Source organism: Castellaniella caeni NBRC 101664 (assembly GCF_001592225.1).
GTDB classification, from domain to species: domain Bacteria; phylum Pseudomonadota; class Gammaproteobacteria; order Burkholderiales; family Burkholderiaceae_B; genus Castellaniella; species Castellaniella caeni.
In genome coordinates this window covers 45,141-71,764 of sequence record NZ_BCWN01000018.1, presented here as the reverse complement: position 1 = coordinate 71,764, position 26,624 = coordinate 45,141, and the positions used below count along the sequence as shown (strand labels likewise).

Annotated in this window: 27 protein-coding genes; 11 read left to right on the top strand and 16 right to left on the bottom strand. The window is 67.1% G+C overall.

Features of this window, described 5'->3' with window-relative positions; all coding sequences use genetic code 11:
• From CCA01S_RS11610 to CCA01S_RS11590, 5 genes are all read right to left on the bottom strand, one after another.
• On the bottom strand, nucleotides 1-837 hold an 837-nt coding region (locus tag CCA01S_RS11610; protein ID WP_198149997.1), incomplete at its 3' end, for an MCP four helix bundle domain-containing protein.
• A gap of 113 nt (nucleotides 838-950) precedes the next feature.
• Nucleotides 951-1,973, bottom strand: coding sequence for a UDP-glucose 4-epimerase GalE (gene galE, locus CCA01S_RS11605; RefSeq protein ID WP_180984212.1), 1,023 nt, complete (start codon nucleotides 1,971-1,973; stop codon nucleotides 951-953).
• Nucleotides 1,974-2,161: 188 nt separating this feature from the next.
• Entirely contained in the window at nucleotides 2,162-2,470 is a 309-nt protein-coding gene (locus CCA01S_RS11600; RefSeq protein ID WP_066458654.1) for a high-potential iron-sulfur protein, read from the bottom strand.
• Nucleotides 2,471-2,601: 131 nt separating this feature from the next.
• Nucleotides 2,602-3,258, bottom strand: a complete 657-nt coding sequence (locus CCA01S_RS11595) for a thiopurine S-methyltransferase (RefSeq protein WP_066458652.1) — start codon at nucleotides 3,256-3,258, stop codon at nucleotides 2,602-2,604.
• Between the two features lie 98 nt (nucleotides 3,259-3,356).
• Entirely contained in the window at nucleotides 3,357-4,256 is a 900-nt protein-coding gene (locus CCA01S_RS11590; RefSeq protein ID WP_232305093.1) for a hypothetical protein, read from the bottom strand.
• Between the two features lie 321 nt (nucleotides 4,257-4,577).
• Here CCA01S_RS11590 and dapA point away from each other — a divergent pair, with 321 nt between their 5' ends.
• Together dapA and CCA01S_RS11580 are read left to right on the top strand one after the other, a co-directional pair.
• Nucleotides 4,578-5,453 (top strand): 4-hydroxy-tetrahydrodipicolinate synthase, encoded by an 876-nt coding sequence (gene dapA / locus CCA01S_RS11585; RefSeq protein ID WP_066458648.1) that lies wholly within the window; start codon nucleotides 4,578-4,580, stop codon nucleotides 5,451-5,453.
• A 23-nt stretch (nucleotides 5,454-5,476) separates the two neighbouring features.
• Nucleotides 5,477-6,958 carry an aldehyde dehydrogenase gene (locus CCA01S_RS11580; RefSeq protein ID WP_066458682.1) on the top strand — a complete coding sequence of 494 codons (1,482 nt, stop codon included), beginning with the start codon at nucleotides 5,477-5,479 and terminating at the stop codon, nucleotides 6,956-6,958.
• Nucleotides 6,959-7,082: 124 nt separating this feature from the next.
• Here CCA01S_RS11580 and CCA01S_RS11575 read toward each other — a convergent pair whose 3' ends face one another.
• From CCA01S_RS11575 to CCA01S_RS11540, 8 genes are all read right to left on the bottom strand, one after another.
• Nucleotides 7,083-7,742 (bottom strand): GntR family transcriptional regulator, encoded by a 660-nt coding sequence (locus CCA01S_RS11575; RefSeq protein WP_066458647.1) that lies wholly within the window; start codon nucleotides 7,740-7,742, stop codon nucleotides 7,083-7,085.
• Nucleotides 7,742-8,677: a 4-hydroxyproline epimerase gene (locus CCA01S_RS11570; protein ID WP_066458646.1), complete on the bottom strand. Its 936-nt coding sequence runs from the start codon at nucleotides 8,675-8,677 to the stop codon at nucleotides 7,742-7,744. The genes CCA01S_RS11575 and CCA01S_RS11570 overlap by 1 nt, the downstream gene beginning before the upstream one ends.
• On the bottom strand, nucleotides 8,674-9,942 hold the full coding sequence (locus CCA01S_RS11565; protein ID WP_066458645.1) for an NAD(P)/FAD-dependent oxidoreductase: 1,269 nt from the start codon (nucleotides 9,940-9,942) through the stop codon (nucleotides 8,674-8,676). The genes CCA01S_RS11570 and CCA01S_RS11565 overlap by 4 nt, the downstream gene beginning before the upstream one ends.
• Nucleotides 9,943-10,164: 222 nt before the next feature.
• The gene (locus CCA01S_RS11560; protein WP_066458639.1) at nucleotides 10,165-10,902 is read right to left on the bottom strand and encodes a flagellar brake protein; all 738 of its coding nucleotides are present in this window, start codon (nucleotides 10,900-10,902) and stop codon (nucleotides 10,165-10,167) included.
• 132 nt (nucleotides 10,903-11,034) lie between these two features.
• Nucleotides 11,035-12,471: an NAD(P)(+) transhydrogenase (Re/Si-specific) subunit beta gene (locus tag CCA01S_RS11555; protein WP_066458636.1), complete on the bottom strand. Its 1,437-nt coding sequence runs from the start codon at nucleotides 12,469-12,471 to the stop codon at nucleotides 11,035-11,037.
• On the bottom strand, nucleotides 12,468-12,776 hold the full coding sequence (locus tag CCA01S_RS11550; protein ID WP_066458633.1) for an NAD(P) transhydrogenase subunit alpha part 2: 309 nt from the start codon (nucleotides 12,774-12,776) through the stop codon (nucleotides 12,468-12,470). Before CCA01S_RS11550 ends, CCA01S_RS11555 begins: the two co-directional genes overlap by 4 nt.
• The gene (locus CCA01S_RS11545) at nucleotides 12,776-13,894 is read right to left on the bottom strand and encodes a Re/Si-specific NAD(P)(+) transhydrogenase subunit alpha (RefSeq protein WP_066458631.1); all 1,119 of its coding nucleotides are present in this window, start codon (nucleotides 13,892-13,894) and stop codon (nucleotides 12,776-12,778) included. The genes CCA01S_RS11550 and CCA01S_RS11545 overlap by 1 nt, the downstream gene beginning before the upstream one ends.
• 121 nt (nucleotides 13,895-14,015) lie before the next feature.
• Complete coding sequence (locus tag CCA01S_RS11540) at nucleotides 14,016-15,296, bottom strand: bifunctional O-acetylhomoserine aminocarboxypropyltransferase/cysteine synthase (protein WP_066458630.1); 1,281 nt, start codon at nucleotides 15,294-15,296, stop codon at nucleotides 14,016-14,018.
• 269 nt (nucleotides 15,297-15,565) lie between these two features.
• Between CCA01S_RS11540 and CCA01S_RS11535 the strand changes: the two genes are divergently transcribed.
• A complete protein-coding gene (locus CCA01S_RS11535) occupies nucleotides 15,566-18,172 on the top strand; it encodes an AsmA family protein (RefSeq protein WP_066458628.1) in 2,607 nt (868 codons plus the stop codon).
• Nucleotides 18,173-18,191: 19 nt separating this feature from the next.
• Nucleotides 18,192-18,650: an MOSC N-terminal beta barrel domain-containing protein gene (locus tag CCA01S_RS11530; RefSeq protein ID WP_084386713.1), complete on the top strand. Its 459-nt coding sequence runs from the start codon at nucleotides 18,192-18,194 to the stop codon at nucleotides 18,648-18,650.
• A gap of 120 nt (nucleotides 18,651-18,770) precedes the next feature.
• Here the strand turns inward: CCA01S_RS11530 and coaD are convergent, their stop codons facing one another.
• Nucleotides 18,771-19,271, bottom strand: a complete 501-nt coding sequence (coaD, locus tag CCA01S_RS11525; protein WP_066458624.1) for a pantetheine-phosphate adenylyltransferase — start codon at nucleotides 19,269-19,271, stop codon at nucleotides 18,771-18,773.
• A complete protein-coding gene (locus CCA01S_RS11520) occupies nucleotides 19,268-19,894 on the bottom strand; it encodes an RsmD family RNA methyltransferase (RefSeq protein ID WP_066458615.1) in 627 nt (208 codons plus the stop codon). Before CCA01S_RS11520 ends, coaD begins: the two co-directional genes overlap by 4 nt.
• Before the next feature lie 61 nt (nucleotides 19,895-19,955).
• Between CCA01S_RS11520 and ftsY the strand changes: the two genes are divergently transcribed.
• From ftsY to CCA01S_RS11485, 7 genes are all read left to right on the top strand, one after another.
• Nucleotides 19,956-21,281: a signal recognition particle-docking protein FtsY gene (gene ftsY / locus CCA01S_RS11515; RefSeq protein WP_084386712.1), complete on the top strand. Its 1,326-nt coding sequence runs from the start codon at nucleotides 19,956-19,958 to the stop codon at nucleotides 21,279-21,281.
• Nucleotides 21,282-21,368: 87 nt separating this feature from the next.
• Complete coding sequence (gene ribBA, locus CCA01S_RS11510; RefSeq protein ID WP_066458612.1) at nucleotides 21,369-22,553, top strand: bifunctional 3,4-dihydroxy-2-butanone-4-phosphate synthase/GTP cyclohydrolase II; 1,185 nt, start codon at nucleotides 21,369-21,371, stop codon at nucleotides 22,551-22,553.
• Between the two features lie 15 nt (nucleotides 22,554-22,568).
• Entirely contained in the window at nucleotides 22,569-23,093 is a 525-nt protein-coding gene (gene ribH, locus CCA01S_RS11505) for a 6,7-dimethyl-8-ribityllumazine synthase (protein WP_066458609.1), read from the top strand.
• Nucleotides 23,086-23,568 (top strand): transcription antitermination factor NusB, encoded by a 483-nt coding sequence (gene nusB, locus CCA01S_RS11500; RefSeq protein ID WP_066458606.1) that lies wholly within the window; start codon nucleotides 23,086-23,088, stop codon nucleotides 23,566-23,568. Before ribH ends, nusB begins: the two co-directional genes overlap by 8 nt.
• Before the next feature lie 12 nt (nucleotides 23,569-23,580).
• Nucleotides 23,581-24,558, top strand: coding sequence for a thiamine-phosphate kinase (gene thiL / locus CCA01S_RS11495; protein ID WP_066458604.1), 978 nt, complete (start codon nucleotides 23,581-23,583; stop codon nucleotides 24,556-24,558).
• On the top strand, nucleotides 24,555-25,088 hold the full coding sequence (locus tag CCA01S_RS11490) for a phosphatidylglycerophosphatase A family protein (protein ID WP_066458602.1): 534 nt from the start codon (nucleotides 24,555-24,557) through the stop codon (nucleotides 25,086-25,088). Before thiL ends, CCA01S_RS11490 begins: the two co-directional genes overlap by 4 nt.
• Complete coding sequence (locus CCA01S_RS11485) at nucleotides 25,085-25,648, top strand: CinA family protein (protein ID WP_084386711.1); 564 nt, start codon at nucleotides 25,085-25,087, stop codon at nucleotides 25,646-25,648. Before CCA01S_RS11490 ends, CCA01S_RS11485 begins: the two co-directional genes overlap by 4 nt.
• Nucleotides 25,649-25,790: 142 nt before the next feature.
• Here the strand turns inward: CCA01S_RS11485 and pyrF are convergent, their stop codons facing one another.
• The gene (gene pyrF / locus CCA01S_RS11480) at nucleotides 25,791-26,621 is read right to left on the bottom strand and encodes an orotidine-5'-phosphate decarboxylase (protein ID WP_066458600.1); all 831 of its coding nucleotides are present in this window, start codon (nucleotides 26,619-26,621) and stop codon (nucleotides 25,791-25,793) included.
• Nucleotides 26,622-26,624 lie beyond the last annotated feature (3 nt).

Sequence of the window (26,624 nt, the reverse complement as noted above, 5' to 3'; positions counted from 1 at the left end):
TGCGGAAATCTGGCTGGCCGCCGTGGCGATGGAATCCGCCCCGCCGCGCACTTTGCTCACGGCCTGGTGCAGGTTTTGCGTCATGCGCTCGAGCGCGTGGCACAGCATGCCGATTTCATCGTTGGCGTCGCTGTGGATGTGGTGGCTGAGGTCGTTGTTGGCGATGCTTTCGGCAATCGACACGGCATTGGCCAGCGGGCGGGTAATGGCCCGCATGACGCGCCAGGCAAACAGCGGCCCGAGGATGAAAGCCAGCAGCGTGGCGATGATGAGGATGTTTTCGCTCAGTTGCGCATCGTGTGCCAGCAGGTCTTGCGCCCGGTCGGTGCCCGCCTGCTGGAAGTCGCGCAGCTTGTCGATGCTGGCGATGTAATCTGTGCCGATGACGGGCAGCTTGTCGCGCACGATTTCGATGGCCAGAACCGACTGGTGCTTGTCGAGCGCCTGAATGGCGGTGTTCATGGCATCGACGTACTGCTTGCGCTGCGCCATGATGTCATCGTACAGGGCCAGTGACTCTTTCGTCTTGATCAGGGCGCGGGCGCGCTCGGTATAGTCGGCGATGTCCTTGGTGTTGGTGTCGATGCCCTTTTTCAGGTGGTCGAGCACGTCGGGGTCGGACACCAGGATGTAGCCGATGACCTGGTTGGCGCGCACGTCCACGGCGCGCACCCATTCAGTCATGATCTGGTTGATTTGCTGGCGTGCAACGATTTCCTGGGAGATGGCCTGCGATTTGCGGGCGTTCCAGATGCCGATGGCGGACAAAATGAGTGCGAGCAGCAGCAAGAAGGCAAAGGCGCCCGCCAGCCGTGTACTGATCTTGAAATTTTTCATGTGTGCTGCGCCCATGCGCGCGGAGGTCACGGTAACCCTATGTTAGGGAAAACCCCCGCATTGTGATCGGTGCAGCAACTGCCTGATGTCGGGCTACTTCTCCATGATTTACATCAAAGCTGATCCTGGTAGCCGTCCGGGTTGCCGGACTGCCAGCGCCAGGTGTCGGCCATCATCTGCGCCAGCCCGCGCTGGGCACGCCAGCCCAGCTCGCGCTGCGCCTTGGCGGGATCCGACCAGCAGGCGGCGATGTCGCCCGCCCGGCGCGGGGCCAGCGCATAAGGGATGGCGCGCCCGCAGGCCGCCTCGAAGGCGTGGATCATCTCCAGCACCGAATAGCCTGTGCCCGTACCCAGGTTCCAGACGTGCGCGCCGGGGTGGCCGTCCAGGTAATCGAGGGCGGCCAGGTGCCCCAGGGCCAGATCGACCACGTGGATGTAGTCGCGCACCCCGGTGCCGTCGGGGGTGGGATAGTCGCTGCCGAAGACCGCCACTTCCTTCAGGCGCCCCACGGCGACCTGGCTGATGTAGGGCAGCAGATTGTTGGGGATGCCGTGCGGGTCTTCGCCGATCTGGCCGCTGGCGTGCGCGCCCACCGGGTTGAAATAGCGCAGCAGGGCAATGGCCCAGCGCGGGTCGGTGGCGGCCAGGTCTTGCAGGACGTGTTCGACCATCAGCTTCGAGCGGCCATAGGGGTTGGTCGGCTGGCCGGTGGGGCAGGTTTCGTCGATGGGGACGCGCGCGGGCGTGCCGTAGACCGTGGCTGACGAACTGAACACCAGCCGGTACACGCCCGCCGCAGCCATGGCGGCGCACAGCGCGAGGGTGCCGGTGACGTTGTTGTCGTAGTAGCGCAGCGGTTCGCGCACGCTTTCGCCCACGGCCTTCAGGCCGGCGAAGTGGATGACCGCGCTGATGTGCTGTTGGGCAAACAGCTGGTCGAGCAGGGCGCGGTCGCGGACGTCGCCCTGGATGAAGCCGGGTGTGCGGCCCGTCAGCTGCGCCACCCGGTCGAGTGCCGTGCGCGAGCTGTTGCACAGATTGTCCAGCACCAGGACGTCCTGCCCGGCGCTGAGCAGTTCGAGAACGGTGTGCGAGCCGATGTAGCCGGCCCCGCCGGTGATCAGTAGAGGCATGGTGGTCGAAGGTGAAGCCAAAACCGCCATGCTAGCAGCTGACCTCCTGGTTCAGCCACGCGGAGGCGGGTGCGGCGGGCCGCTTGCGCAGCCCGGACGCCCGGCCGAGGGCGTTACACCTCGGGTGTGCAGGTGTTGCAGCTGACGACAGGACATCGCCGGTCTGCTGTCCTGGGCCTGGGATGCCGTCATGCTTTGGGCGTGTAGGCGCTGCACCAGCCTTTGTCGGAGACGTCCTGGCCGCTGAAGATCGGACAGGGCCCCCAGGCGTCGCCCGGCTTGCCCTGGTAGAGCTGGCAGGTGGCACAGTGTTCGCCGGGCTTGAACTTGGGTTGGGCAGCCTGGTCGACCAGCGAGGCGTCGTGTTTATAGCCCAGCTGTTTGGCCAGCGGGCTGTTTTCATCCACGTGCTCGGCGGCCAGCGCCTGGCGCGACAAGGCCAGGCTGGACACCAGCCCGGCGCTGGAGATAAGGAACGTACGGCGAGAAGTTTTCATGGGATTCTCCATGGAATCCCCCGCGGGCGGATGGTCTCTTTTTTGCGACCATTATTCGCTTCGCAAGCGCGTGTGGCAAGCTGAGCCGCCTGCCGCCTGCCGCCTGCCGCCTGCCGCCTGCCGCCTGCCGCTCAGCGGGCCGTGAGCTGGTACACGCTGGTGCTCAGGCGAGTGATGCCTCGGGCGGCGAACTTGGGTTCGTTTTCCAGGATGTCGCGGGTGTCCAGCATCTTGATCTGCCAGCGCAGGCCGTAGCGGGTTTGCACCTCGGTATCGGGTACGGCGAAGGGTGGGCCGTCCATCTGCGACTGCGGGTAGTCGAGCGTGAGCAGCAGGGCGCGCGCGTGCGCGGGCAACTGCCCATAGACGTGTTCGACGTAGCGCGCCCGCAATTCGGGCGGCAGGGCGATCAGTGCGGCCCGGTCGTAGCAGCCCAGGCAGGTGGCCAGCGTCTCGGCGTCGAGATCGAAAATGTCGCCGCACAGGTATTCGATGAGGCCCGCTTTATACAGCGTGCCGCGCGGCGTGCTATGGGCGGTGGGGGTGAGTTGGTGTTCGTCGAAGAACTGCTGGATTGCGAGGGGTGAAAGTTCGACAGCCAGCACGGCGTGGCCTTGCTCGGCCAGCCAGCCCACGTCGAGCGACTTGCCCGCCAGCGGCACCAGTACCCGGGTGTCTTTGGGCAGCCCCAAGCTGGGCCAGTATTTTTGCAGCAGCGGCATGACGCGCGTCTGGTGAAAGCCTGTCTGCCCTTGCTGCCAGCGTTCAAGCCAGAAATCTGCATCCATGGTCGTACCTTTCAGGGGGTGAGCATGGATGCAGTGTAGCGGCTTGCGCCCCCGCGAGGGGGCGGGTGGGCGGCGCCACGGGTATTTTGCAGGCGGCTTTAGAAGTGGTATTCCATCTGCAGCGTGGGGGCCGTGGTCTGGATGCCCGGCTTTTTATTGCCCCGGCCGTCGTAGCGGTTGCCGAACTTGTTGTGCCAGTATTCGTAGCCCACGCCCACCCACAGGGTGTTCTTCTTGTCGAACATCAGCTTGCCCACGTCGGCCATGAGCGAGGTGCGCATGAGGATTTCCGGGTCGGTTTCCACGCCGGCGTAGTCACGGCCCTTCTTGCTGTTGTAGTTGGCGAAGCCCTGGAACTTCAGGGGGACGGCGCCCGCCTGGAAGGGAATCATCCAGGCCAGGCCGACGATCCACTGCGAGTCGAAGGCCACGTTGGCATCCGGGCAGATGGGGGCGCCCAGGCCGCAGTGGTTCCACTCTTTGCCCCACAGCAGGCTGACGTCGAAAAAGCCCTTGGGCACGTCCAGGCTGAACGTGGGGCCCGCCACCAGCAGGCGCTTGCGCGGGGCGAAGGCCGTGTTCTTGGTGTTCAGGTCGAGGCCCGCCGTCAGGCCGATGTCGCGCACGGGGCCAAAGGCCAGCTTGGTATCCGTGATCTTGCCCAGCGACAGGGTGTGACGGTAGGTCATGTAGACCTCGGTGGCGCCGCCCGTGCTGCTCTCGTGTTTTTCGCCGCCGTTGGCCGGGTCGTTGCTGCTGGATTGCAGCAGGTCGATGTTGAGGAAGTTCTGACCGTAGTTGTAGCCGCTGACGTGCGTGAAGGACAGGACGTTCTTGGTAACGGTTTCGGGATTGCCCGGCTCGCTGTACGAGGGGCTGTAGCGGTAGCCGACGAAATTGTCGCTCCAGTTGGCCGCGTGGGCGGGGGCGGTGGCCAGGCCCAGGGCAAGGCCCAGGCAGGCGGTGGTCGTGGTCAGCAGTCGCATCGGCTTGCTCATTGTGTCTCCAGTGGGTTTGTCGTGTGTGGCAGAGGCATGCCACCCGGCGTCTTCAGGGGCGCGGGGAATCAACCGTACTGGAAGGGATGCAAGCTCAGATCATCGAATTTATATAGTTGAAATAAGTGTTACCGCATGAACGACGGCTGGCGCGGGCTTTGGCGCGCCGCCCTAGGGAAATTCCCAGGGGCGCGGGAGCCGACAAGCGAGCGCCAAGCGGTTGAAATAAATATGTTGATAATATATTTATGCCATATTAGACTGACAGTTGTCCGTTTGCGTACTGGTCTCGGCGCGTAGAGGCCCCATCAAGGAACCATCATGAAAATCGAAGGCGTACTCGTCCCCATCATCACCCCCTTCACGGCGGACGGCCAGGTCAATGCCGCTGCCCTGACGCAGCTGGTGAAGCATTTCATCGACGAGGGTGTCGGCGGTATCGTGGCCTGCGGCACCACGGGCGAATACTATGCGCTCGACGCGCAAGAGCGCGAGCTGGTGCTGCGCACGGTGGCGGATGCCGCCAAGGGGCGGGTGACGATCGTGGCGGGCATCAACGCCTTGTCCACCCCCACGTCCATCGCCTATGCCAAGCAGGCGCAGGCGCTGGGCTACGATGCCCTGATGCTGGCCACGCCGCCTTACAGCCTGCCCGAGCAGGCCGGCATCATGCGTCATTTCCAGACGGTGGCGGCCGCCACCCCGCTGCCCATCATCCTGTACGACTTCCCGCAGCGCGTGGGTGTGCAGATCGCCATCGAAACCGTCATCGAGCTGGCCAAGATCCCCAACATCGTCGGCATCAAGGAAAGCAGCGGCAACTTCAACCGGGCGCTGGCGCTCATCCAGGCGGACATCCCCGATTTCCAGATCATCAGCGGTTCGGACGACATGGCCGCCGATTTCCTGTTCTGGGGCGTGCGCTGCTGGATCAGCGGCGGGGCCAACGTGTTTCCCGGCGAGCAGGCGCGCATGGTGAAGGCGGCGGCGGAAGGCCGCTGGGACGAGGTGCGCGCGCTCATGCGTGGCATGTATCCTGTCATCCTGGCCATGGAATCCGGCGACTACAACCAGAAGGCCAAGCTGGGCTGCCGCCGTCATGGCGTCGAGGCGGGCACGGTGCGCCTGCCGCTGGCACCGCTGTCTGACGAGGCCGCGCAAGAATTCCTGGCCGCCTTGAACGCATACCAGGGTTGATTGGAGACCATTTGGAGACCATCATGCCGCAGACCAAAGAACAGATTTTCGAGCAGGCCCGCGCAGCAAAGCTGTGGGCCGGCCACCTCATCCCCGGCCACGACACGCCGGGTGCCCGGCTGCCCAACACCACGCCCATCGACAACAGCGTCATCGGCAGCATCGAAGCCGGCAGCGCCGCCGATGTGGATGCCGCCGTCAAGATCGCCCGCGCTACCTTCAAGGGTGGCGAATGGTCGGCGTTGGCGCCCGCCGAGCGCAAGCGCGTCATGCTGCGCTGGGCCGATCTCATGACCGCGCACCTCGAAGAGCTGGCCGCGCTCGACTGCGTCGACGCGGGCAAGCCCATCACCGAGTGCCTGAACACCGACATGCCCGCCACGCTGGATACCTTTCGCTGGTACGCCGAGGCCATCGACAAGTGCTATGGGCGCGTGGCCCCCACGGGCCCCGAGGCCCTGGGGCTGATCGTCAAAGAGCCCATTGGCGTGGTGGGCACCGTGCTGCCCTGGAATTTTCCCGCGCAGATGTATGCCTGGAAGGTGGCGCCCGCGCTGGTGGCGGGCAACTCGGTCATCGTCAAGCCGGCTGAACTGACCTCGCTCAGTGCCTACCGCATGACGCAGCTGGCCTACGAGGCTGGCGTGCCGCGCGGGGCGCTGCAGCTGGTGACGGGCCTGGGCGAAGAAGCCGGCCAGGCGCTGGGCCGCCACATGGACGTGGACGTGGTGTCGTTCACGGGCTCCACCGAGGTGGGCCGCTACTTTCTCAAGTATTCCGCCGAGAGCAACCTGAAAGAAATCGTGCTCGAGTGCGGTGGCAAGAGCCCGCAGGTGATTTTCGACGACGCCGACCTCGACAGCCTGGTCGATCACGTCCTGTCGGCAGCCTTCTGGAACATGGGCGAGAACTGCAGCTGCGGTTCGCGTCTCATCGTGCAAAGCGGCATCAAGGATGCGCTGCTGGCGCGCCTGCAAGAACGTCTGGCCACCTGGACGGTGGGCCTGCCCACGGATGCGTCGGTCAAGATCGGCCCCATGGTCGAGCAGGCGCACTTCGACAAGGTGCGCGGCTTTCTGGACGGCGCCGCCGCCGATGGCGCCAACCTGGTGCACGGCGGGCGCATCCACAGCGAGCTGGGCAGCGGCTGGTACGTCGAACCCACGATTTTCGATCAGGTGTCAGCGCAGTCGCGGCTGTTTCGCGAAGAGGTCTTCGGCCCGATCCTGGCGGTGACGCCCTTCGAGACCGAGGCCGAAGCCATCGAACTGGCCAACGACAGCCACTACGGTCTGGCGGCTTCGCTGTACACGCGCGACGTGGGCCGCGCCCAGCGGGTGGCGCGCGCGATCCAGGCGGGCACGGTGTCGATCAACGGGTTTTCCGAGGGCGACATCACGACACCGTTCGGCGGCTATAAGCAGTCTGGGTTTGGTGGCCGCGACAACGGGCTCGAAGCGCTGGATCAGTACCAGCAGACCAAGACGATCTGGTACGTGAACTGATCTTCCGGGCATCGACAGGTCGATGCATGAGGCCGGGCGCCAGGACAGGAACCCCACAGTCCCTCTGCCCGGTGCCACATGTCCGCCTGACGTGGCGCGGACACTGCTGCCGTGTTTCTTGCGTTTACGCTTCAATGACTGTGTGCGTGAATTCGCTTAAATAATCCATTAACGCATCGGCCCCCGCCACGGCGCGCTCGGCGTCGTTGGCGTAGATGCCCTCGGCTTCCATCAGGTGGCAGTGCGCCCCGCGTTCGAGGTCGCCCTCGTGCTGGTAGGCGTACCAGAAACGGCGGCACTGGATGATCATGGGCACGATGGCCTGCACCGCATAGGGGTTGCGGCAGGCTTCGTGATTGACCCGGTCGAGCGCCTGGTCGGCCTGCATGTAGCCCGCCAGGTCGCCGCGGCCTGCGGCGGCCACCATGTCTTGCGCGCTTTGCAGAATCTTGGCCCGCTGGTCGGGCGTGGCGCGCCGTGCCGACGAGGTGGCGATCAGGCGTTCGAGCACGCGCCGCGTGTCGATCAGGATCAGGTGTTCCGCAATGCGGATTTCACTCACGCGCAGGCCGCGCCGCGGCTGCTGCTCGATGAGGCCGCGCGCCACCAGGCGCATGAGCGCCTCGCGGATGGGCGTGCGGCCCAGGCCAGTGAGCGCGATCAGGTCGCTTTCGACGATGGGCTGGTTGGGCTCCAGCTGCAGGGTGGCGATCAGCTGTTCGATGGCGTCGTACGCCGCCTCGGTGGCGCGGGTCTTGGCGGGGGGTGTCGCGGTCGGAGTCATCAGGCTGGAATGCCCCAGGCAAAGGGATCATCGTCTTGCAAAATCAGCGTGGTCTCGCCGCTGATGTGGGCGTTGCCCCGGATGGTGGGGATGACGGTGCCGTCGGGCCCGGCCTCGTAGCTGGCCTGGAAGCGGCTGCCGATGATGCTGGCCTGGTGCCAGGTTTCGCCCGGCTGCAGCTTGCCGTCGGCGGCCAGGCAGGCCACCTTGGCGCTGGTGCCGGTGCCGCAGGGCGAGCGGTCGTAGGCCTTGCCGGGGCACAGCACGAAGCTGCGGCTGTCGGCCTCGGGGTCGTGGCCGAAAAGCTCGATGTGGTCGATCACGGCATCGTCGCGCCCGCGGACGCCCTGGTCGAGCAGCGCCTGGCTGATGGCGGCTGCCCGCTCGGTGAGCGCGATGGTGCTGGCGCCGGGGTAAACCTGATCGGGGTCGTTGACCAGGAAGAACCAGTTGCCGCCCCAGGCAATGTCGCCCGTGACTGTGCCGATGCCGGGCACCGGGACGGCGACGGCCTTGCGCAGGCGATAGGCGGGGACGTTGCGCACGCTCACGCTGCCGTCTTCGTGCAGCGTGGCCGCCACTGTGCCCACGGGCGTTTCGATGCGGTGCATGCCCGGCTGGATACGCCCCAGATAGGCCAGCGAGACGACCAGGCCAATGGTGCCGTGGCCGCACATGCCCAGATACCCCGTGTTGTTGAAGAAGATCACCCCGGCGCTGGCCGTGGGGTCTTGCGGTGCGCACAGCAGCGCGCCCACGATGACGTCGTGGCCGCGCGGTTCGAGGATGACGGCCTGGCGCCAGGCGTCGTGCTCTTGCGCCAGGTGGGCGCGGCGCTGCGCCATGTCGCCCGAGCCCAGGTCGGGGAAGCCGTCGAGCACCAGGCGGGTGGGTTCGCCGCCCGTGTGAGAATCCAGAATCGAAATGCGTTTCATGAGCGGGAATCCAAAAAGGAAAAGCGTTGCGCCCGGTAGGGGTGCAGGTCGATGGCCGGGGGCTGGTTGCCGACGAGGTCGCGGATGAGGCGCGCCGTGGCCGCGCTTTGCGTCAGCCCCAGATGCCCGTGGCCAAAGGCGTAAAGCACGTCCGGGTGATGCGCCGAGCGGCCGATGATGGGCAGCGAATCGGGCAGACTGGGGCGAAACCCCATCCATTGCGTGCCGCCCGTGGTGCGCAGCTCGGGCATGAATGCCTTGGCCTTGTCGAGCATGACCTGCGCGCGGCGGTAGTCGGGCGCACGGTTCAGCCCGGCCAGCTCGACCGCGCCGCCCACGCGAATGCCGCAGGTAAGCGGCGAAATGACGAAGCCGTGATCGCTGAAGGTGATCTGCTGGCGCAGGTCGAGCGCATCGGCGGGCAGCGTGGTGTTGTAGCCGCGTTCGGTTTCCAGCGGAATGCGGTCGCCCAGCTGGGCCGCCAGCACGTGTGATCGGGCACCTGCGGCCAGCACTACCTGGCGCGCCTGCAGTTGCGTGCCGTCATCCAGGATGAGTTGCACGCCGGGCGTGGTGGGGCGCAGCCAGCGCACCGTCTGGCGCAGGTGCCGCACGCCGTGCGCCAGCGCCTGCTGGCCGATGGCCTGGCCCAGCGCCTGGGGGTCGGCCACGTTGCGCCAGTCGGCGATGTAGACCCCGTGCGTGAAGCGCGGCGCCAGGCCGGGCTGGGCGGCGGCGAGTTCGGCGCCTTGCAGCAGCTGGCTGTCGATGCCGTGCAGTGCGCGCTGGCGGGCCGTGTCGAGCGAGGCCTGGTAGCGGGCTTCGCCTTCGTAAACTTCGAGCACGCCCTGCGCGTGCAGGTGGCCGGTGAGCCCGTGCTGTTCGAGCAGTGCTTGCATTTCGGTACGTGCCAGGCCCATCAGCGCCACCTGCGCCTGGATGTTGGCCTGGTAGTGGTCTTTCCAGCTGGCGCGCCACAGGTGCAGCAACCAGGGGGCGATGCGCGGCAGATAGGCGGGCGGCAGGCTGAGCGGCCCGAGCGGGTCGAAGAGCCAGCGCGTGGCTTTGCGGATGATTCTGGGCGAGGCGAGCGGCAGGATTTCGGCGAAGGCCAGCGCGCCGGCGTTGCCCTTGCTGGCCCCGCAGGCGAAGTCTTGCGGTTCGATGAGGAGGACGCTTTGGCCCAGGTCGCTGAGGGCCAGTGCGCAACTGACGCCGATGATGCCGCCGCCGATGACGGCGATGTCGCAGGATGAAACAGGCATAGGGCACTCGAAAGCTGGGTCGCTTGCCCCTTCGGGCAGTGGTGGTCGGGCCGTCCGGCGGGCGGATCGGGCCTCTGCCCAACTGCCTGGACGCTGCCATCATGGTGGCACAGGCCGTTTAAATATGCAATTGATATATTTACTGAGAGCCAGCGGCCAAAGACCCTGTTTTCGACGCGGTGGGTCGGCGTGGGCGCGGTGGCCCCGCGCGTTGATCCGGACTTAGTCGGTGCCCCAGCGGCGCGCCAGCACCGCGCGTTCGAGGATGCCGACGTATTGCTGGATGGTGATCTGCTTGTTGGCGGGCAGGTTGAAGAAGCGGCAGGCCACCATGTGCAGGGGCTTGTCGCCTTCCTGGGCCAGCTGGCTGTGGCGCAGCAGGCGCAGCTCGACTTCGAGCGGGCCGACGTCGGGCAGCGTGAGCGTGCAGTCGTCGAAGAAGGCGCCGACGGTGTGCTGGGCGAGCTGCTGCTCGCGGTCGTTGATCTGCAGGCCGCCCGCGCTGATATTGGCCAGGGCAAAGGTGGCCTTGCCGTCCGGCAGCGCCGGGTCGCGGATGAGGATGGTGGCCGGTTTGCTGGCCGGGATGTCCATGCGGAAGAACTCGCGCCGCTGGACGCGGCGCAGTTCGCCGGGCCAGGCCATGGAAAAGGCGGGACGGCCTTCGTGCATGGCCGGGTGCAGCTGCCCGGAAAATTCGATCAGTACGCGGTCGAGCATGCCTTGCAGGCGCGTGCGCGGCGCGCGCAGCAGTTGGCTGTTGATGGCGTCTTCGGAGGCGTTGTCCAGTATCAGCGTGCCTTTCTTGACATCGACGTCGAGCAGTGTGGAGATGATGGAGACGGCATGGCCGGGAACGTCGAGGCGCACCAGGGCGCGCTTGCCGAGCAAGCCCTGCAAGACACCCTGGATTTCGAGCCTTTGTGTCACGAGAAACGGGTCTTCTTCTTCGAATGCCATGATCGTCAGTAGGAATGGAGTGCGCCAAGTCTGGATTCTAAACGAAACCAGATGAATCCGGCCCGCATGAACGGGCCGGGCGTGCCAGCGGGCGCGGCGGGGTGGCACCTGGGTGCCACCCGCGCGGACGAATCAATCCAGCGCCTTGAGCATGTCTTCGAGCACCTTCTTGGCGTCGCCAAACACCATCATGGTCTTGTCCATGTAGAAGAGTTCGTTGTCGAGCCCCGCGTAGCCCGCCGCCATCGAGCGCTTGTTGACGATGACGGTGCGCGCCTTGTAGGCCTCGAGGATCGGCATCCCGGCGATGGGCGACTTGGGGTCGTTCTTGGCCGCCGGGTTGACCACGTCGTTGGCGCCCAGCACCAGCACGACGTCGGTCTGGCTGAACTCGCCATTGATGTCCTCCATCTCGAAGACCTGGTCGTAGGGGACTTCGGCCTCGGCCAGCAGCACGTTCATGTGCCCCGGCATGCGGCCCGCGACCGGGTGGATCGCGTATTTCACCGTGACGCCCTGGTCGGCCAGCTTGGCGGCCAGCTCTTTGAGCGCGTGCTGCGCGCGCGCCACCGCCAGGCCGTAGCCGGGGATGATGGTGACGGTCTCGGCGTTGCTCATGAGGAAGGCCGCGTCGTCCGGGCTGCCCGACTTGACGTTGCGCTGGCCCGCGGCCGCCCCGCCCCCTGCGGAGGGCTCGGCGCCAAAGCCGCCCAGGATCACGTTGAAGAACGAGCGGTTCATGGCCTTGCACATGATGTACGACAGGATCGCCCCCGACGAGCCCACCAGCGAGCCCGCGATGATGAGCATGGGGTTGTTGAGCGAAAAGCCGATGCCTGCCGCCGCCCAGCCCGAGTAGCTGTTGAGCATGGAAATCACTACCGGCATGTCGGCCCCGCCGATCGGGATGATGATGAGCACCCCGAGCACGAAGGCGATGGCGGCCATCAGCACGAAGGGCAGCCACGACTGCGTGCCCATGAACCAGAAGCCGCAGGCCAGCATGACGATGGCGAGCACCAGGTTGAGCAGGTGCTGCCCGGCGAAGGTGACGGGCGCGCCCTGGAAGAGGCGGAATTTGTACTTGCCCGACAGCTTGCCGAAAGCGATGACTGAGCCCGAGAAGGTGATAGCGCCCACGAAGGTGCCGATGAAGAGCTCGAGCCGGTTGCCGGTGGGGATGGGTGCCCCGATGGCGGCGATGCCAAAGGCGTGCGGTTCGGCCACCACGGCGATGGCGATGGCCACGGCAGCCAGGCCGATCATGCTGTGCATGAAGGCGATCAGCTCGGGCATCTTGGTCATTTCGACCTTGCGCGCGAGCACCGTGCCCACGCTGCCGCCAATGAGCAGGCCCAGCACGATGCGGCCCAGGTCGAGGGCGGCCGTGCCTTCACGTGCCAGGCTGATGATGAGCGCCGCCGTGGTGAGGATGGCAATCGCCATGCCCACCATGCCGAAGGCATTGCCGCGCCGCGAGGTGGTGGGGTGCGAGAGCCCCTTGAGCGCCTGGATGAAGCATACCGAGGCGATCAGGTACAGCAGGGTGACGACGTTGGCCGAGATCATGCCTTGCCCCCCTTGCGGTCTTTTTTCTTGAACATTTCAAGCATGCGCTGGGTGACCAGGAAGCCGCCGAAGACGTTGACGGCGGCCAGGGCCACGGCCAGCACGCCGAAGCTTTGCGCCAGGCCGCCCTCGGTGAGGCCGGTGGCGAGCATGGCGCCGACGATGACGATGGCCGAGATGGCGTTGGTGACGGCCATGAGCGGCGTGTGCAGCGCCGGGGTGACGTTCCACACCACGTGAAAGCCCACGTACACGGCCAGCACGAAGATGATGATGTTGATGAGGGTGGGGTTGACTGCTTCCATCAGGCGCTCCTCAGTACCTTGCCGTCCTGGCACACCAGGCAGGCCTTGACGATGTCGTCGTCGGCGGGCGGCGCGAAGCGCCCTTCGGCATCGATCACCAGTTTCAGAAAATCGAGCAGGTTGCGGGCATACAGGGCCGAGGCGTCGGTGGCCAGCAGCGCGGGCAGGTTGGTGAGGCCCACCAGGGTGACGCCCTCGTGCTCGATGACTTCGCCAGGCACCGAGAGCGGGCAGTTGCCGCCGCGTTCGACGGCCAGGTCGACGACGACCGAGCCTGGTTTCATGGCGGCCACCGTTTCGGGCTGGATGAGCACCGGCGCCGGGCGTCCAGGGATGAGGGCGGTGGTGATGACGATGTCGGCCTGCTTGCAGCGTTCGGCCACCAGCGCGGCCTGGCGCGTCATCCAGGCGGCGGGCATGGGCCGGGCATAGCCGCCCACGCCCTGGGCGATTTCGCGCTCTTCGTCGGTTTCGTAGGGCACGTCGATGAATTTGCCGCCCAGGGATTCCACCTGTTCACGGGCAGCCGGGCGTACGTCGGACGCTTCGACCACGGCCCCCAGGCGGCGCGCCGTGGCGATCGCCTGCAGGCCTGCCACACCGGCGCCCAGCACCACCACGCGGGCGGCCTTGAGGGTGCCCGCCGCCGTCATCATCATGGGGAAGATGCGGCCATAGTAGTGCGAGGCCAGCAGCACGGCCTTGTAGCCCGCCAGGTTGGCCTGGGACGAGAGCACGTCCAGGCTCTGGGCGCGCGTGGTGCGCGGCGCGGCTTCGAGCGCAAAGGCGGTAAGGCCCGCGTCGGCCAGGCTTTTCAGGCCCTCGGCGTCGAAGGGGTCGAGCATGCCCAGCAGCACCGTGCTCGCCTGCATGCGGCCCAGTTCGGCGGCGTCGGGGCGGCGCACCTTGAGCACCAGCGCGCTGGCCAGGGCGCCGGCGGCATCGGTGAGGCTGGCCCCCGCCTGTTCGTAGTCGCTGTCACGAAAGCGGGCGCGGGTGCCCGCGCCGCGTTCGACCAGCACCTGATGCTTGGCCGCGACGAGCTTTTTGACGGTTTCGGGGGTGGCGGCAACGCGTGTTTCGCCCGCCAGGGTTTCTTTGGGGATGCCTATCTGCATGGCGGCCTCCCGGCTTCAAAGTAAGACATGGGAACTCCTGAGCATCAAAAAAGAGGTCGGGGCGCCCGCCTGTGCGTGGTCGGCCCAGGCCGGGCCGCGTGCGGGGCGGCGCCTGTCGGGCCTAGCGGCTGGCGTCCAGCGCCTGGCGCAGGTCGTCGAGAATGTCGTCGATGTGTTCGATGCCGATGGACAGGCGGATCATGTCTTCGCCCACCCCCGCGCGCGCCAGCTCGTCGGGGTTGAGCTGACGGTGCGTGGTGGAGGCCGGGTGGCAGGCAAGCGATTTCGCGTCGCCGATGTTCACCAGGCGCAGGATCAGCTGCAGGGCGTCGATGAAGCGCGCGCCCGCGGCCATGCCGCCCTTGATGCCGAAAGACAGGATGCTGGCGGGCAGCCCACCCATGTATTTCTTGGCCAGGGCGTGTTCGGGGTGATCGGCCAGCCCGGCGTAGTTTACCCAGGCCACCTGGGGGTGCGCCTGCAGGAAGCGTGCCACCGCCATGGCGTTGGCCGTGTGGCGTTCCATGCGCAGCGGCAGGGTTTCGATGCCTTGCAGGATGAGGAATGAGTTGAAGGGCGAGATGGCTCCGCCCGTGTTGCGCAGCGGCACCACCCGGCAACGCCCGATGAAGGCGGCGGGCCCGAAGGCTTCGGTGTAGACCACGCCGTGGTAGGAAGGGTCGGGCTCGTTGAGCATCGGGAAGCGGTCGCGGTGCTCGGCCCAGGGGAATGTGCCGGCATCGACCACGGCCCCGGCGATGCTGGTGCCGTGTCCGCCCATGTATTTGGTGAGGGCGTGCACGACGATGTCGGCCCCCCATTCGATGGGGCGGCACAGCGCGGGCGAGGCCACGGTGTTGTCGACGATGAGCGGCACGCCGTGGCGGTGCGCGGCCTCGGCCAGGGCCTGGATGTCGATGATGTTGCCCGCCGGATTACCGATGGATTCGCAGAAGACGGCGCGGGTACGCTCGTCGATGAGGGCTTCCAGCGCGTCGATGTCGTCGTGCGGGGCGAAGCGCGTTTCCAGCCCCTGGCGCGGGAAGGTGTGGGCGAACAGGTTGTAGGTGCCGCCGTACAGCTTGCCGGTCGAGACGATGTTGTCGCCCGCCTGGGCGATGGTCTGGATGGCGTAGGTGATGGCCGTCATGCCCGAGGCGACCGCCAGCGCCGCGACGCCGCCTTCCAGGGCCGCCACGCGTTCTTCGAGCACGGCGGTGGTGGGGTTCATGATGCGCGTATAGATGTTGCCCGGCACCTTCAGGTCGAACAGGTCGGCGCCGTGCTGGGTGTCGTCGAAGGCATAGGACGTGGTCTGGTAAATGGGCACGACCACCGACTTGGTGGTGGGGTCGGGGCTGTAACCGGCGTGGACGGCCAGGGTTTCGAACTTGCGGCTCATCGTGTCTCCCGCTCTCAAAGGGTTGTTATGGCGATGGATAATCGAACATGGTACTGGGGATCGGCGCGAAAACGCAGGGTCTGCTTTGTATTTTGATATACCAAAAAGTTATTTAAGATGTTGTTTTGGTGCCTGTTTGAAAGTTTGTGTCAGGCCGTTCGCGGCCCCGTCCCAATTCACAGGCCTTTGGGCGCAGGCATGGGTTAGCATTTCGGTTTGTTGTTGCCCGCCCCTGTGGCGGTTCGCATCGATCTCATGCGGGATTCACTATGAATGTCTGGTTGAAGCGGGGGTTGTCCGGCCTGGTGCTTGCCTTGCTGGTGGCCATCGTCGGTCTGGCGATCTTTCTGCTGACCTTCAACCCCAATGCCTACAAATCGCGGCTCGAACAGTACGTGTTCGACCACTATGCCCGAACCCTGACGATCCGGGGCGACATCGGCCTGTCGCTGTTTCCGCGCATCGGCCTGTCGGTCAGCGAGGTGGCGCTGTCCAACCGCAAGTCGGCCGACACCTTCGTCTCCGTCGATAGTGCGCGGTTCGCCGTGGCCATCTGGCCGCTGCTGTCCAACGAGCTGGTGGTCGATCACGTGGCCATCACGGGCCTGAAGGCCTGGGTGGTGCGCGATGCCCAGGGGCGTTTCAATTTCAACGACCTGATCGAGTCCGAGCAGACCGAAGTCCTGCAGCAGCATCCGGGGGCCACCGGCCTGGCCGCGCCCGCCGTGGCGGCGGCGGCTGCGCCGCTGGTGCGCCGCTCCGACCTGAACATCGACATTGCCGGGCTCGAACTCAAGGGCGGGCAGATCCGCTACATCGATCTGAAAGACGGCCTGGCCACCACCTTGTCGGACATCGAGGCCAATACGGGACGGGTGACCTACGACCAGCCGTTTGATGTTTCGCTCAAGGCGCGGGTCAGCGGCGACGACCCCGTCCAGGATGCGCGCCTGCAGGCCCAGGCGCTGCTGCGCCTCGATCCGGCCTCGCGCAGTTATTCAGCACAGAAAATCAACGTGCAGCTGACCGGCCGCCTGGGCAATCTCGATCAGGCGACGGCGGCACTCAAGGGCAGCCTGGCCTACAAGGGCAGCGAATACAACTTCGCGGCCAACAACCTCGAGCTCGCCGTCAATGGCGACATCGTCGGGGCGCATCCGGTGCAGGGCTTGAAAACCAGCCTCAGCGCAGCCCAGCTGCGGCTCGACCGGCGCAATCAAGAGCTCAAGGTCGCCAAGCTCGCCCTGCGCGCCGCCGGGCAGGACGCGGGCCATCAGCTGGAACTCGCGCTCGACGCGCCGGCGCTGTCCATCTCCCCCACGACGGCCCAGGCCGACCCTGTGGCCGGCACCTTCAAATGGACGGGTGACGACACCCTGGCCGTGTCGCTGGGCCTGGAAGGCCTGAGCGGCAATGCCAACGAATGGCAGTTCCGCACGGCCAATCTGGATGGCGCGCTCACGCAGGGCGAGCGCCTGCTGCGCCTGAAACTGACCTCGCCGGTCAGCTGGAACACCAGCTTGCGCAAGGGGGCGCTCAGTGCCATCAAGGGCGACGTCAGCGTGCGCGACCCCAGGCGGCCCCAGGCGACAGACGAATTCCCCATGATCGGCGGCGTGCATCTCGATCTGGTGAAAGACGCGCTGGATGTCGATCTGAACGCCGTGATCGATGGCGGCCAGGCGGCCCTGAAATCCAGCGCCACGCGCCTGGCCAATCCGCAAATCCGCTTTGCGCTGACCGCCGAGAAATTCGATCTGAACCACTGGCTGCCGCAAGCGCCCAAGCCCGCACCACCGGCCCAGGACAAGCCCGCGCCGTCCACCGACACCAAGGCCGACAAGCCCGCCGAAGCCGCGCCAGAGCGCAAGCCCGAAGCGGCGCCTGCGCCCGCCAGGCCCACCGCCATCGACCTGGCCTTTCTCAAGGGGCAGGACATCGAGGGCGATGTCAAGATTGGCGATCTGCGCATCCGTGATGTGCAGCTCACCCAACTGGCTACCCCGGTTCTGGTGCGCCAGGGGGTCTTTTCCCTGCCCAAGCTCACGGCCAAGCTGTATGACGGTACGCTCGACGGCCAGTTCCAGGCCAGTGCCGACCAGACGCTTGCCCTGAAGCTGAACCTCGACAAGGTGGCGGTGGCGCCGCTGCTGCAGGCCGCGCTGGGGCGCAACCTGCTGGCGGGGCGGGGCGCCGCCCAGATCGACGTGAAGACGCAGGGCAAGGACATCGAACAGTGGCAGCGCGCCCTGGCGGGGCGGCTGGCCTGGCAGATCCGCGATGGCGCGGTGCTGGGTGTGGATGCGGGTCGCACCCTGTCCGACGCGGCCAGCACCCTGGGCGATGTGCTGAAGGGGCGGCTGGGGGCGGTGCCTTCGGTGTTCGACAAGCAGCGCCAGACGCCCTTCAGCACGCTCGATGGCCGGCTCGACCTCAAAGACGGGCGCGGCACGCTCTCGCGCCTGCTGCTGGTGTCGTCGCTGGTGCGGGTCACGGCGGGCAAGCCTGCCCTCATCGACATTCCCGATCAAAGCCTCGACGTGCGACTGCTGGCCCAGGTGGCGGCCCGCCCGCCCAAAGAGCTGGCCGGTTCGCTGGGTGCGCTGCTGGGGGTGACGCTGCCGGTGCGTATCGCCGGCGCCTGGACGCATCCTGACTACCAGGTCGAGTGGGGCGCCGTGCACAACCAGAGCATTCAGCAGGCGGTGAAATCGGGGCTGATGGACTTGATGAAAGGCCGCGACCTGCTCAACCAGGTGCTGCCGGTGCCCGACACCGAGGCGCACCCGGCGGCCTCGGGCGCGCCCCGCCCCTCATCTTCCACCGACCCGGTGGAACGCATCGGCAATGCCCTCAAGGGCTTGCTGGGTCAATGATCGTTTTCGGAGCCTAGCCATGAGTTCATCCGCCGTCCAGCCTGTGCCTGTTCAGTCCGAGTCCGGCGCGCAGCCCGCCGGTGCCCAGTCCGCGCCTGCCGTCCGGCCCATTGCGGGGGCCGCCGCCCTGGCGCAGGCCGGCGCGGCGGCCCCCGCCTGCGACCATCGCTGGCTGGTGGTCGATGCGCAGGGCCGCTGGCTGACGGCGCAGCAGGCCGCGGGGCTGGGCGCGCTCGATCTCAGCCTGCGCTTTGGCTATCTGGTGATTCGCGCGCCCGGCATGCTGCGCCTGGACATCCCCCTGGATGTCATCGAGGACGACGACAGCGTCGAGCGCGTCGCGCACGTGGGCACGCAGGCCGTGCGGGTGGTGGATGAGGGCGATCTGGCCGCCGCCTGGTTTGCCCAGTGGCTGGGCCTGCCGTGCCGCCTGATGAAGGTGCACCCGGATGCGCCGACGGTGGCGTGGCCGTCCTGATGGCGTGACTATCGCCGTGCCGTGAGCGCTGTCATGTCGTGATCATCGCCTGCGGTGCCCGGTGCCCGGTGCGCCGTGCGCCTGGCAGCGGGCGGGGGCGCCATAATATCCTGCCAGCTGTCAGCCCTGTTGCTGTTCGCGCAGCGTCTTGGCCTTGGCGTGCAGCCAGCGTTCGACCGACGGAAAGACAAACTTGCTGACGTCGCCGCCCATCAGGGCGATTTCGCGCACGATCGTGCCCGAGATGAACTGATACTGGTCGGACGGCGTCATGAACAGGGTTTCGACCTCGGGCAGCAGATGGCGGTTCATGCCGGCCATCTGAAATTCGTATTCGAAGTCGGAGACCGCGCGCAGGCCGCGCACGATGACGCGCGCCTCTTGTTCGCGGACGAAATCCTTCAGCAGGCCGCCAAAGCTGCGCACCCGGACGTTGGGGTAGTGGCCCAGCACTTCTTCGGCGATTTCGAGGCGCTCTTGCACCGTGAAGAAGGGATGCTTGTTGCGGCTGACGGCCACCCCCACCACGACTTGATCGAACAGGCTGGCGGCGCGCCGCACAAGGTCTTCGTGCCCGCGGGTGAGGGGGTCGAACGTGCCCGGGTAGACGGCGGTGATCATGCGCTCTCCGATAGCGAGGATGAGTGGGGGTCGGTCTTGAACCAATCATTATTGCGATTTTCTTGCGTTGCAGCAAATTGCATCAGGGCGTAATGCACCTGTCCCGCGCGGCCGACGCGCAAAGGCCGCCAGGCCTCCGGGGCGTTGATGGCCGCGCCCGATTCCAGGTAGACCAGCCCGCCGGGCCGCAGGGCCTTGTCCAGCAGCGGGGCGACGCGCGTGAGCCAGTCGCTGCCAAAGGGCGGGTCGAGCAGCACCAGATCGAAGGCGGGGGCGGGTTGCGCGCGCAGGTAGGCGAGCGCGTCGCCCGCGTGGATGCGGATGGCGGGCGCCTTGAGGCGGGCCTGCACGGCGCGCAGGCCCGCCAGGGCGGCGGGCGCCTGCTCGACGAGCTGGGCCAGGGCCACCCCCCGCGAGGCGGCCTCGAACCCCAGCGCGCCGGAGCCCGCGAAGAGGTCGAGTACCTGGCGTCCGGCGAAGGTGCCGTCCCAGAAGTGGGCGAGCCAGTTGAACAGGGTCTCGCGCACGCGGTCGGGCGTGGGCCGCAGGTGGTCGCCCTCGGGCACGGAAATAGGGGTGCGGCGGTAGTGACCGCCTACAATACGAATCTGATGTTTTTTCATGCGCGGCCCGTGATGATCTGCACGGCGTCGGGCACTCGCCGGATCGTTCAGTGTAAAGCCTATGTTCAGTTTCTTTAAGCGCAAGAAAGCCCCTCCTCAGCCTGCCGCTCCCGATGTCCAGGCCGAGGCGCCCGAGGTCGCGCCTGTGGCGCCGACCGAACTGCCGGTCGATGCGCCCGCGGCGGACGAGCCCATCGTGGCCGACATGTCGGTGATCGCGCCTGCCGAATTGCCGGTCAGCGTCAGCGGGCAGGCTGTTCAGACGCAAGTGGCCGACCCGCAGGCCCATCCCGACGAGGCCTTGCACGCCCTGGCCGCGTTGCGCGGAGGCGCCGGTGATCCGGCTGCCTCGGCGGCACCCGCTGCCGTGCAGCCGCCCGACCCCTGGTCGGCGCAGCTCGACGCCCCGGCCGATCCGCTCGCGCGGCTCGACCAGGCAAGCGATGCCCGGGTGCCCGAGCCCGCCAGAAACTCGTGGCTCAGCCGCCTGCGCCAAGGGCTGTCACGCACGGGCCAGAGCCTGGGCGGCCTCTTCGTCGGCGTCAAGGTGGACGAGGCGCTGTTCGAAGAACTCGAGACGGCGCTCATCCTGGCCGATGCCGGGGTCGAGGCCACCGAAAAGCTGCTGACCGAACTGCGCGCGCGGGTGCGCAAGCAGCGCATCGACCAGCCCGAGGCGGTGCGCGCCGCCTTGCAGGATATTTTGGCCCAACACCTCAAGGTGCTTGAAAAGCCCTTCGTGGTGGGCGAGGCCGCGCCCATGGTGGTCATGATCGCCGGGGTCAATGGGGCCGGCAAGACCACGTCCATCGGCAAGCTGGCGCATGCCTTACAGGCGCGCCAGGCCTCGGTGCTGCTCGCGGCGGGCGACACCTTCCGGGCCGCGGCGCGCGAACAGCTGGTGGCCTGGGGTGCGCGCAACGGCGTCACGGTCATCGCCCAGGAAGGCGGCGACCCGGCGGCGGTGGCCTTCGATGCCGTCAACGCCGGGCGCGCCCGCGCCGTGGACGTCGTGCTGGTGGATACGGCGGGGCGCCTGCCCACGCAGCTGCACCTCATGGAAGAACTCAAGAAGATCAAACGCGTCATCGGCAAGGCCGATGCCAGCGCGCCGCACGAGGTCTTGCTGGTGGTGGACGGCAATACGGGCCAGAACGCGCTGGCGCAGATTCGCGCCTTTGACGCGGCGCTGGGGCTGACCGGCCTGGTGGTCACCAAGCTCGACGGCACCGCCAAGGGCGGCACCCTGGCCGCCGTGGCCGCGGGCAGCCAGGGCGTGCGCCCGGTGCCGGTGTACTGGATCGGGGTGGGCGAGGGCATGCAGGATCTGCAGCCCTTCGTGGCCGCCGAATTCGCCGAGGCCCTGCTGGGCCAGCGGCCCGCCTGAGGGCGGCCCGCGCCGGGGCGGCGAGGGCGCGCGCCCCGGCCAGTCGCTAAAATGGATGCAACTCATTTTTATGTGGACATACGCGTGATGAATACGGATACCGAAACGGTGCACGACAAGCCATCGTCGTTCGACATTGCTTCCGTTCAGGAAATCGTGGCCGAGCTGCGCGCCGGGCACATGGTGATTCTGGTGGATGAAGAAGACCGCGAGAACGAGGGCGACCTCGTCATGGCCGCCGATTTCGTCACGCCCGACGCCATCAACTTCATGGTCACGCACGCGCGCGGCCTGGTGTGTCTCACCCTCACCCAAGAACGCTGCAAGCAGCTGCAGCTGCCGCTCATGGCCAACCAGAACGGCACGCGCTACGGCACCAATTTCACGGTCTCGATCGAGGCCGCCGAGGGCGTGAGCACGGGTATTTCCGCCGCCGACCGGGCGCGCACGATCCGCGCCGCCGTGGCGCGCGACGCCAAGCCCGCCGACCTCGTGCAGCCGGGCCACATCTTCCCGGTGCGCGCCGTGCCGGGCGGCGTACTGGTACGCGCGGGCCACACCGAAGCCGGATGCGACCTCACCGCCATGGCCGGGCTGACGCCCGCGGCGGCCATCTGCGAAATCCTCAAACCCGACGGCACCATGGCCCGCCTGCCCGACCTGATGGTCTTCGCGCGCGAACATGGCTTGAAGATCGGCACTATCGCCAGCCTCATCCAGTACCGCAGCGAGCACGAAACCATGGTCGAACGCCTGGTCGAACGCCCGGTCAATACCCCCTGGGGTGAGTTCCGCGCGGTGGCCTACCGCGACCGCGCGTCCCACGCGCCGCATCTGGCCCTGGTGCACGGCGACATCCAGGCCGATGCCGAAACCCTGGTACGCGTGCACGAACCCACCAGCGTGCTCGACGTTCTGTGCGAAGGCGCCACGAGCCACAGCTGGACGATCCCCCAGGCGCTCGAAGCCATCACCCAGGCGCCGCGCGGGGTGCTGGTGCTGCTCAACTGCCACGGTGAGGCCGACCTCGTCTTCGCCCAGTTCGATGCCTGGGCACGCAGCGCCGACGACGCCGTGGTGGCGCGTCCCGCCGTCGATGGCGAACGCCACGGTTTGCGCACCTTCGGCATCGGCGCGCAGATCCTGCGCGACCTTGGGGTGGGGCAGGCGCGCCTCATGGCGCGGCCGCGCAAAATGCCCAGCATGGCCGGTTTTTCGCTCACCATTACGGGTTACCATAACGAACCTGGCGCATCCGACGCCGCGAACTAACCTGGAATCACGACTATGAACCCTTATGTGATGACCCCCGACATGAACGGCGAAGGCCTGCACATCGGCATCGTGCGTTCCCGTTTCAATGAAGAAATCGGCGAAGCCGAACTGCAGACCTGCCTCGACGAACTCGCCGCCCTGGGCGTTGACGAGCGCGACGTCATGGTGGTGTCCGTGCCCGGCGCCCTCGAACTCGGCGTCACCCTGGCCACCATGGCCGACACCTTCGAATTCGACGCCCTCATCGCGCTGGGCGCCGTCATCCGTGGCGAAACCTACCACTTCGAGATCGTCAGCAACGAATCCGCCGCCGCCATCAGCCGCATTGCCCTGCAAAGCGGCATTCCCGTGGCCAACGGCGTGCTGACCGCCGACACCGACGAACAAGCCCGCGTGCGGGCCGCCGACAAGGGCCGTGATTGCGCCCGCGCCGCCGTCGAGATGGCCAATCTGGTGGCCGCGCTCGAACCTGAATCCGATGACGACGAAGACGATGATGATGACGACGATGGCCTCGAAGAGGACGTCGATGACTGAATCCAAGGCGCGTAACGGGCGTTCCAGCCCGCGCAGTGCGCGCCGCATGGCGCGCGAATTTGCCTTGCAGGCGGTGTACGCCTGGCTGCTGCGCGGCGGGCAAAGCCTGGCCGAACTCGGCGAGATCGATGCCCACGTGCGCGATGGCGAAGGTTTCGATCAGGCCGATACCCAGTGGTATCACACCTTGCTGCAGGGGGCGACCCATCAGGCCGAATCCCTGCGGGCGCGGTTTGTGCCCTATATCGACCGGCCCCTCGAAGAACTCTCGCCCATCGAGCACGCCGTGCTGCTCATCGGCAGCTTCGAACTCATCCACCATGTCGAAGTACCCTACCGGGTGGCCATCAACGAAGCGGTCGAGCTGGCCAAATCGTTTGGCGGCACCGATGGCTATCGTTTCGTCAATGGGGTGCTCGACAAGCTGGCCGCCGAAGTCCGGGCCACCGAGGTGCAGGCCACTGCACGCCGTTAAGACCAATCGCCCATGCCGCCCGGTGGTGAGTTCGATCTGATTGCCCAGTATTTCAAGCGTCCGGTGCCCCGGGGCATGCTGGGCGTGGGCGACGATTGCGCCCTGCTGCCGCTGGCGCCGGGCTGCCAGCTGGCCGTCAGCACCGACATGCTGGTGCAGGGGCAGCACTTCTTTGCCGACGTCGACCCCCGGCTGCTGGGCCACAAGGCCCTGGCCGTCAACTTGTCCGACCTCGCCGCCATGGGCGCGCGGCCCCTAGCCTGCACGCTGGCAATCTCCCTGCCACGCGTCGATGCTGATTGGTTGCAGGGCTTCGCCGCCGGTTTCCATGCGCTGGCCGCACAGGCCGCCTGTCCGTTGGTGGGCGGTGACACGACGCGCAACCCTGACGGCGTGGTCATCAGCGTCACCGTCATGGGCGAGGTGGCGGGCGAGCGCGCCTTGCGCCGCGACGCTGCCCAGGCGGACGACGATATCTGGGTGTCGGGCACGTTGGGGGCCGCCGACGTCGCCTTGCGCTGGCTGCTGGGGCAGCTGCCCGCTGCGCCGCAGGCGCTGCAGCACGCCCGACCTTTTCTCGAACAACCCACGCCGCGCCTGGCATTGGGCCAGGGGCTGCTGGGGCTGGCGCACGCCGCCATCGACATTTCCGACGGCCTGCTGCAAGACCTCGGCCATATTCTCGAAGCCAGCCAGTGCGGCGCCGAACTCTGGCTCGACGCCCTGCCGGCCCATCCGGTGCTCGACGGCCTGCCCGCCGACGTGCGCCAGGATGCGCTGCTGGCGGGCGGTGACGTCTACGAGCTGTGCTTCACGGCGCCAGCGGCGCGGCGTCAGCCCATCCAGGCCCTGGGGGCGCAACTGGGTTTGCCGCTCAGCCGCGTGGGCCGCGTGCAGGCCGGCGACGTTGCGGTTCGCGTGCTGGATGCCCAGGGGCTGGCCGTGCCTGTCGCGCATCGCGGTTTCGATCATTTCAAGGGCTCTTCATGACACGCTCCGGCGCGCGGGCGCCCGATCCCCAGCTTCCCGATCCCCGGCGGCCCAGCGCGGCGTGGGTCTTTGCGCGGCCCGATCGCATCATCGCCTTTGGCTTTGGCTCGGGGCTGATCCACCCCGCCCCCGGCACCTGGGGCACCCTGGCGGGCTGGCTGCTGTGGTTTCTGTTTCTGCGCCATGTGCCCGATGCCGGGATGATCGTCATCCTGCTGCTGGCGTTCGGCCTGGGGTGCTGGGTCGCCCAGCGCTGCGGCGATGCCCTGGGCATCCCCGATCACGGCGGCATCAACTGGGACGAGATCGTCGCCATCTGGCTGGTGCTGTGGCTCATGCCCGCGGGCTTCTGGTCGCAGCTTGCCGGGGTCGTTTTGTTCCGAATCTTCGATATCCTGAAGCCGCCGCCCGTCAGCGTGTTCGATCGGCGCTTCAAGAATGGTTTTGGCGTCATGATTGACGACATCGTTGCGGCGCTCTATGCCTTGTTGGTCGCCGCGATTCTCATCCGTCTGGGGGTTTTGCCATGATTGATCGTGACTTGCGCGCCCTGGCGGGCGAATTTGGGGCTGCCTTGCGGGCGGCGGGCTGGCTGAGCGCCACCGCCGAGTCCTGCACGGGCGGGCTGGTGGCCGGGGCCATCACCTCGTGCCCGGGGTCGAGCCAGTGGTTTGAACGCGGCTTCGTCACGTACAGCAACGTCGCCAAGATCGAGCAGCTGCGCGTGTCGCCCGATACGCTCGAACGCTATGGCGCCGTCAGCGAAGAAACCGCCATGGAGATGGCCAGCGGCGTGCTGGGCGCGGTGCCTGCGGCCCGTCTGGCGCTGGCCACCACCGGCATCGCCGGGCCCGGCGGCGCCACGCCAGGCAAGCCGGTGGGCATGGTGTGCTTCGGCATCGCCCGCCGGGCGGCTTCGGGCATCACCACCCGGGCCGTGACCAAGGTGTTCGACGGCGACCGCGAAGCGGTGCGCCTGGCCGCCGTGCGCTTCGTGCTGCAGGCCGGGCTGGACGACCTGAAGCGCGGCGCCTCGCACCTTGGCGGCGCGCGCGCCCCGGCCGAATCGTCCGACGACGCCAACGACTGAACCGGCTCACCGCCGGGCACCAGTTTGCCTTCCACTTGCCTGCCGCTTCGACGGGGTACGCGGGGCGGTGGCAGGCCGCCTTCCCTTCAGGCTGATCGTTGCCGCCGCCGTTTGATGGCGACGCCGTCGAGGCGATGGCGGTTCAGTCGTTGCTGGCGCTCAGGGCGTGCCGGATGGCGCTGCGCGTGGCGCGCGCCGTCTTGGCGGCGGCTTCGGCCCAGTTGTCGCCTTGGCTGGCGTACAGGATGGCGCGCGACGAATTGATCATCATGCCGGTGTTGGCGGCGGTACGCCCCGCCTGCACGGTGGCGACGATGTCGCCGCCCTGGGCGCCGATGCCGGGGATGAGCAGCGGCATGTCGGCCACCCGGCGGCGCACCTGGGCGATTTCCTCGGGGTAGGTGGCCCCCACCACCAGGGCACACTGGCCGTTGGTGTTCCACACGCGGGCGACCTGGTCGGCCACGTGCAGGTACAGCGGCGTGCCGTTGGCCAACCGCATGTCTTGAAGGTCGGCGCCGCCCACGTTGGACGTGCGACACAGAATGATGACGCCCTTGTCGCCATAATCGAGATACGGCTGGACGGAATCGCGGCCCATGTAGGGGTTGACCGTGACGGCGTCGGCGCCATAGCGCTCGAAGGCCTCGCGGGCATACTGCTGCGCCGTGCTGCCGATGTCGCCGCGCTTGGCGTCCAGCACGATGGGCAGCGCGGGGTGCTGCGCGCGGATGTAGCGGCACAGATCCAGCAGCTGGTCTTCGGCGCCCAGCGCCGCGAAGTAGGCGATCTGCGGCTTGAAGCCACAGGCATAGGGGGCCGTGGCATCGACGATGCGGCGGCAAAATTCAAAGACGGCATCGGCGCGCCCGGCCAGTTCGGCGGGAAAACGCCCGACGTCGGGGTCGAGCCCCACCATCAGCAGGGAATCCTGGCTCGTCCAGGCGTGGTTCAGCTTGTCGATGAAGGTCATGGG

Bases quoted from the DNA above. Each gene is read 5' to 3' on its own strand.
- galE (WP_180984212.1), bottom strand. From the start codon at position 1,973: ATGCCTCTACTGATCACCGGCGGGGCCGGCTACATCGGCTCGCACACC.
- CCA01S_RS11600 (WP_066458654.1), bottom strand. From the start codon at position 2,470: ATGAAAACTTCTCGCCGTACGTTCCTTATCTCCAGCGCCGGGCTGGTG.
- CCA01S_RS11595 (WP_066458652.1), bottom strand. From the start codon at position 3,258: ATGGATGCAGATTTCTGGCTTGAACGCTGGCAGCAAGGGCAGACAGGC.
- CCA01S_RS11590 (WP_232305093.1), bottom strand. From the start codon at position 4,256: ATGAGCAAGCCGATGCGACTGCTGACCACGACCACCGCCTGCCTGGGC.
- dapA (WP_066458648.1), top strand. From the start codon at position 4,578: ATGAAAATCGAAGGCGTACTCGTCCCCATCATCACCCCCTTCACGGCG.
- CCA01S_RS11580 (WP_066458682.1), top strand. From the start codon at position 5,477: ATGCCGCAGACCAAAGAACAGATTTTCGAGCAGGCCCGCGCAGCAAAG.
- CCA01S_RS11575 (WP_066458647.1), bottom strand. From the start codon at position 7,742: ATGACTCCGACCGCGACACCCCCCGCCAAGACCCGCGCCACCGAGGCG.
- CCA01S_RS11570 (WP_066458646.1), bottom strand. From the start codon at position 8,677: ATGAAACGCATTTCGATTCTGGATTCTCACACGGGCGGCGAACCCACC.
- CCA01S_RS11565 (WP_066458645.1), bottom strand. From the start codon at position 9,942: ATGCCTGTTTCATCCTGCGACATCGCCGTCATCGGCGGCGGCATCATC.
- CCA01S_RS11560 (WP_066458639.1), bottom strand. From the start codon at position 10,902: ATGGCATTCGAAGAAGAAGACCCGTTTCTCGTGACACAAAGGCTCGAA.
- CCA01S_RS11555 (WP_066458636.1), bottom strand. From the start codon at position 12,471: ATGATCTCGGCCAACGTCGTCACCCTGCTGTACCTGATCGCCTCGGTA.
- CCA01S_RS11550 (WP_066458633.1), bottom strand. From the start codon at position 12,776: ATGGAAGCAGTCAACCCCACCCTCATCAACATCATCATCTTCGTGCTG.
- CCA01S_RS11545 (WP_066458631.1), bottom strand. From the start codon at position 13,894: ATGCAGATAGGCATCCCCAAAGAAACCCTGGCGGGCGAAACACGCGTT.
- CCA01S_RS11540 (WP_066458630.1), bottom strand. From the start codon at position 15,296: ATGAGCCGCAAGTTCGAAACCCTGGCCGTCCACGCCGGTTACAGCCCC.
- CCA01S_RS11535 (WP_066458628.1), top strand. From the start codon at position 15,566: ATGAATGTCTGGTTGAAGCGGGGGTTGTCCGGCCTGGTGCTTGCCTTG.
- CCA01S_RS11530 (WP_084386713.1), top strand. From the start codon at position 18,192: ATGAGTTCATCCGCCGTCCAGCCTGTGCCTGTTCAGTCCGAGTCCGGC.
- coaD (WP_066458624.1), bottom strand. From the start codon at position 19,271: ATGATCACCGCCGTCTACCCGGGCACGTTCGACCCCCTCACCCGCGGG.
- CCA01S_RS11520 (WP_066458615.1), bottom strand. From the start codon at position 19,894: ATGAAAAAACATCAGATTCGTATTGTAGGCGGTCACTACCGCCGCACC.
- ftsY (WP_084386712.1), top strand. From the start codon at position 19,956: ATGTTCAGTTTCTTTAAGCGCAAGAAAGCCCCTCCTCAGCCTGCCGCT.
- ribBA (WP_066458612.1), top strand. From the start codon at position 21,369: ATGAATACGGATACCGAAACGGTGCACGACAAGCCATCGTCGTTCGAC.
- ribH (WP_066458609.1), top strand. From the start codon at position 22,569: ATGAACCCTTATGTGATGACCCCCGACATGAACGGCGAAGGCCTGCAC.
- nusB (WP_066458606.1), top strand. From the start codon at position 23,086: ATGACTGAATCCAAGGCGCGTAACGGGCGTTCCAGCCCGCGCAGTGCG.
- thiL (WP_066458604.1), top strand. From the start codon at position 23,581: ATGCCGCCCGGTGGTGAGTTCGATCTGATTGCCCAGTATTTCAAGCGT.
- CCA01S_RS11490 (WP_066458602.1), top strand. From the start codon at position 24,555: ATGACACGCTCCGGCGCGCGGGCGCCCGATCCCCAGCTTCCCGATCCC.
- CCA01S_RS11485 (WP_084386711.1), top strand. From the start codon at position 25,085: ATGATTGATCGTGACTTGCGCGCCCTGGCGGGCGAATTTGGGGCTGCC.
- pyrF (WP_066458600.1), bottom strand. From the start codon at position 26,621: ATGACCTTCATCGACAAGCTGAACCACGCCTGGACGAGCCAGGATTCC.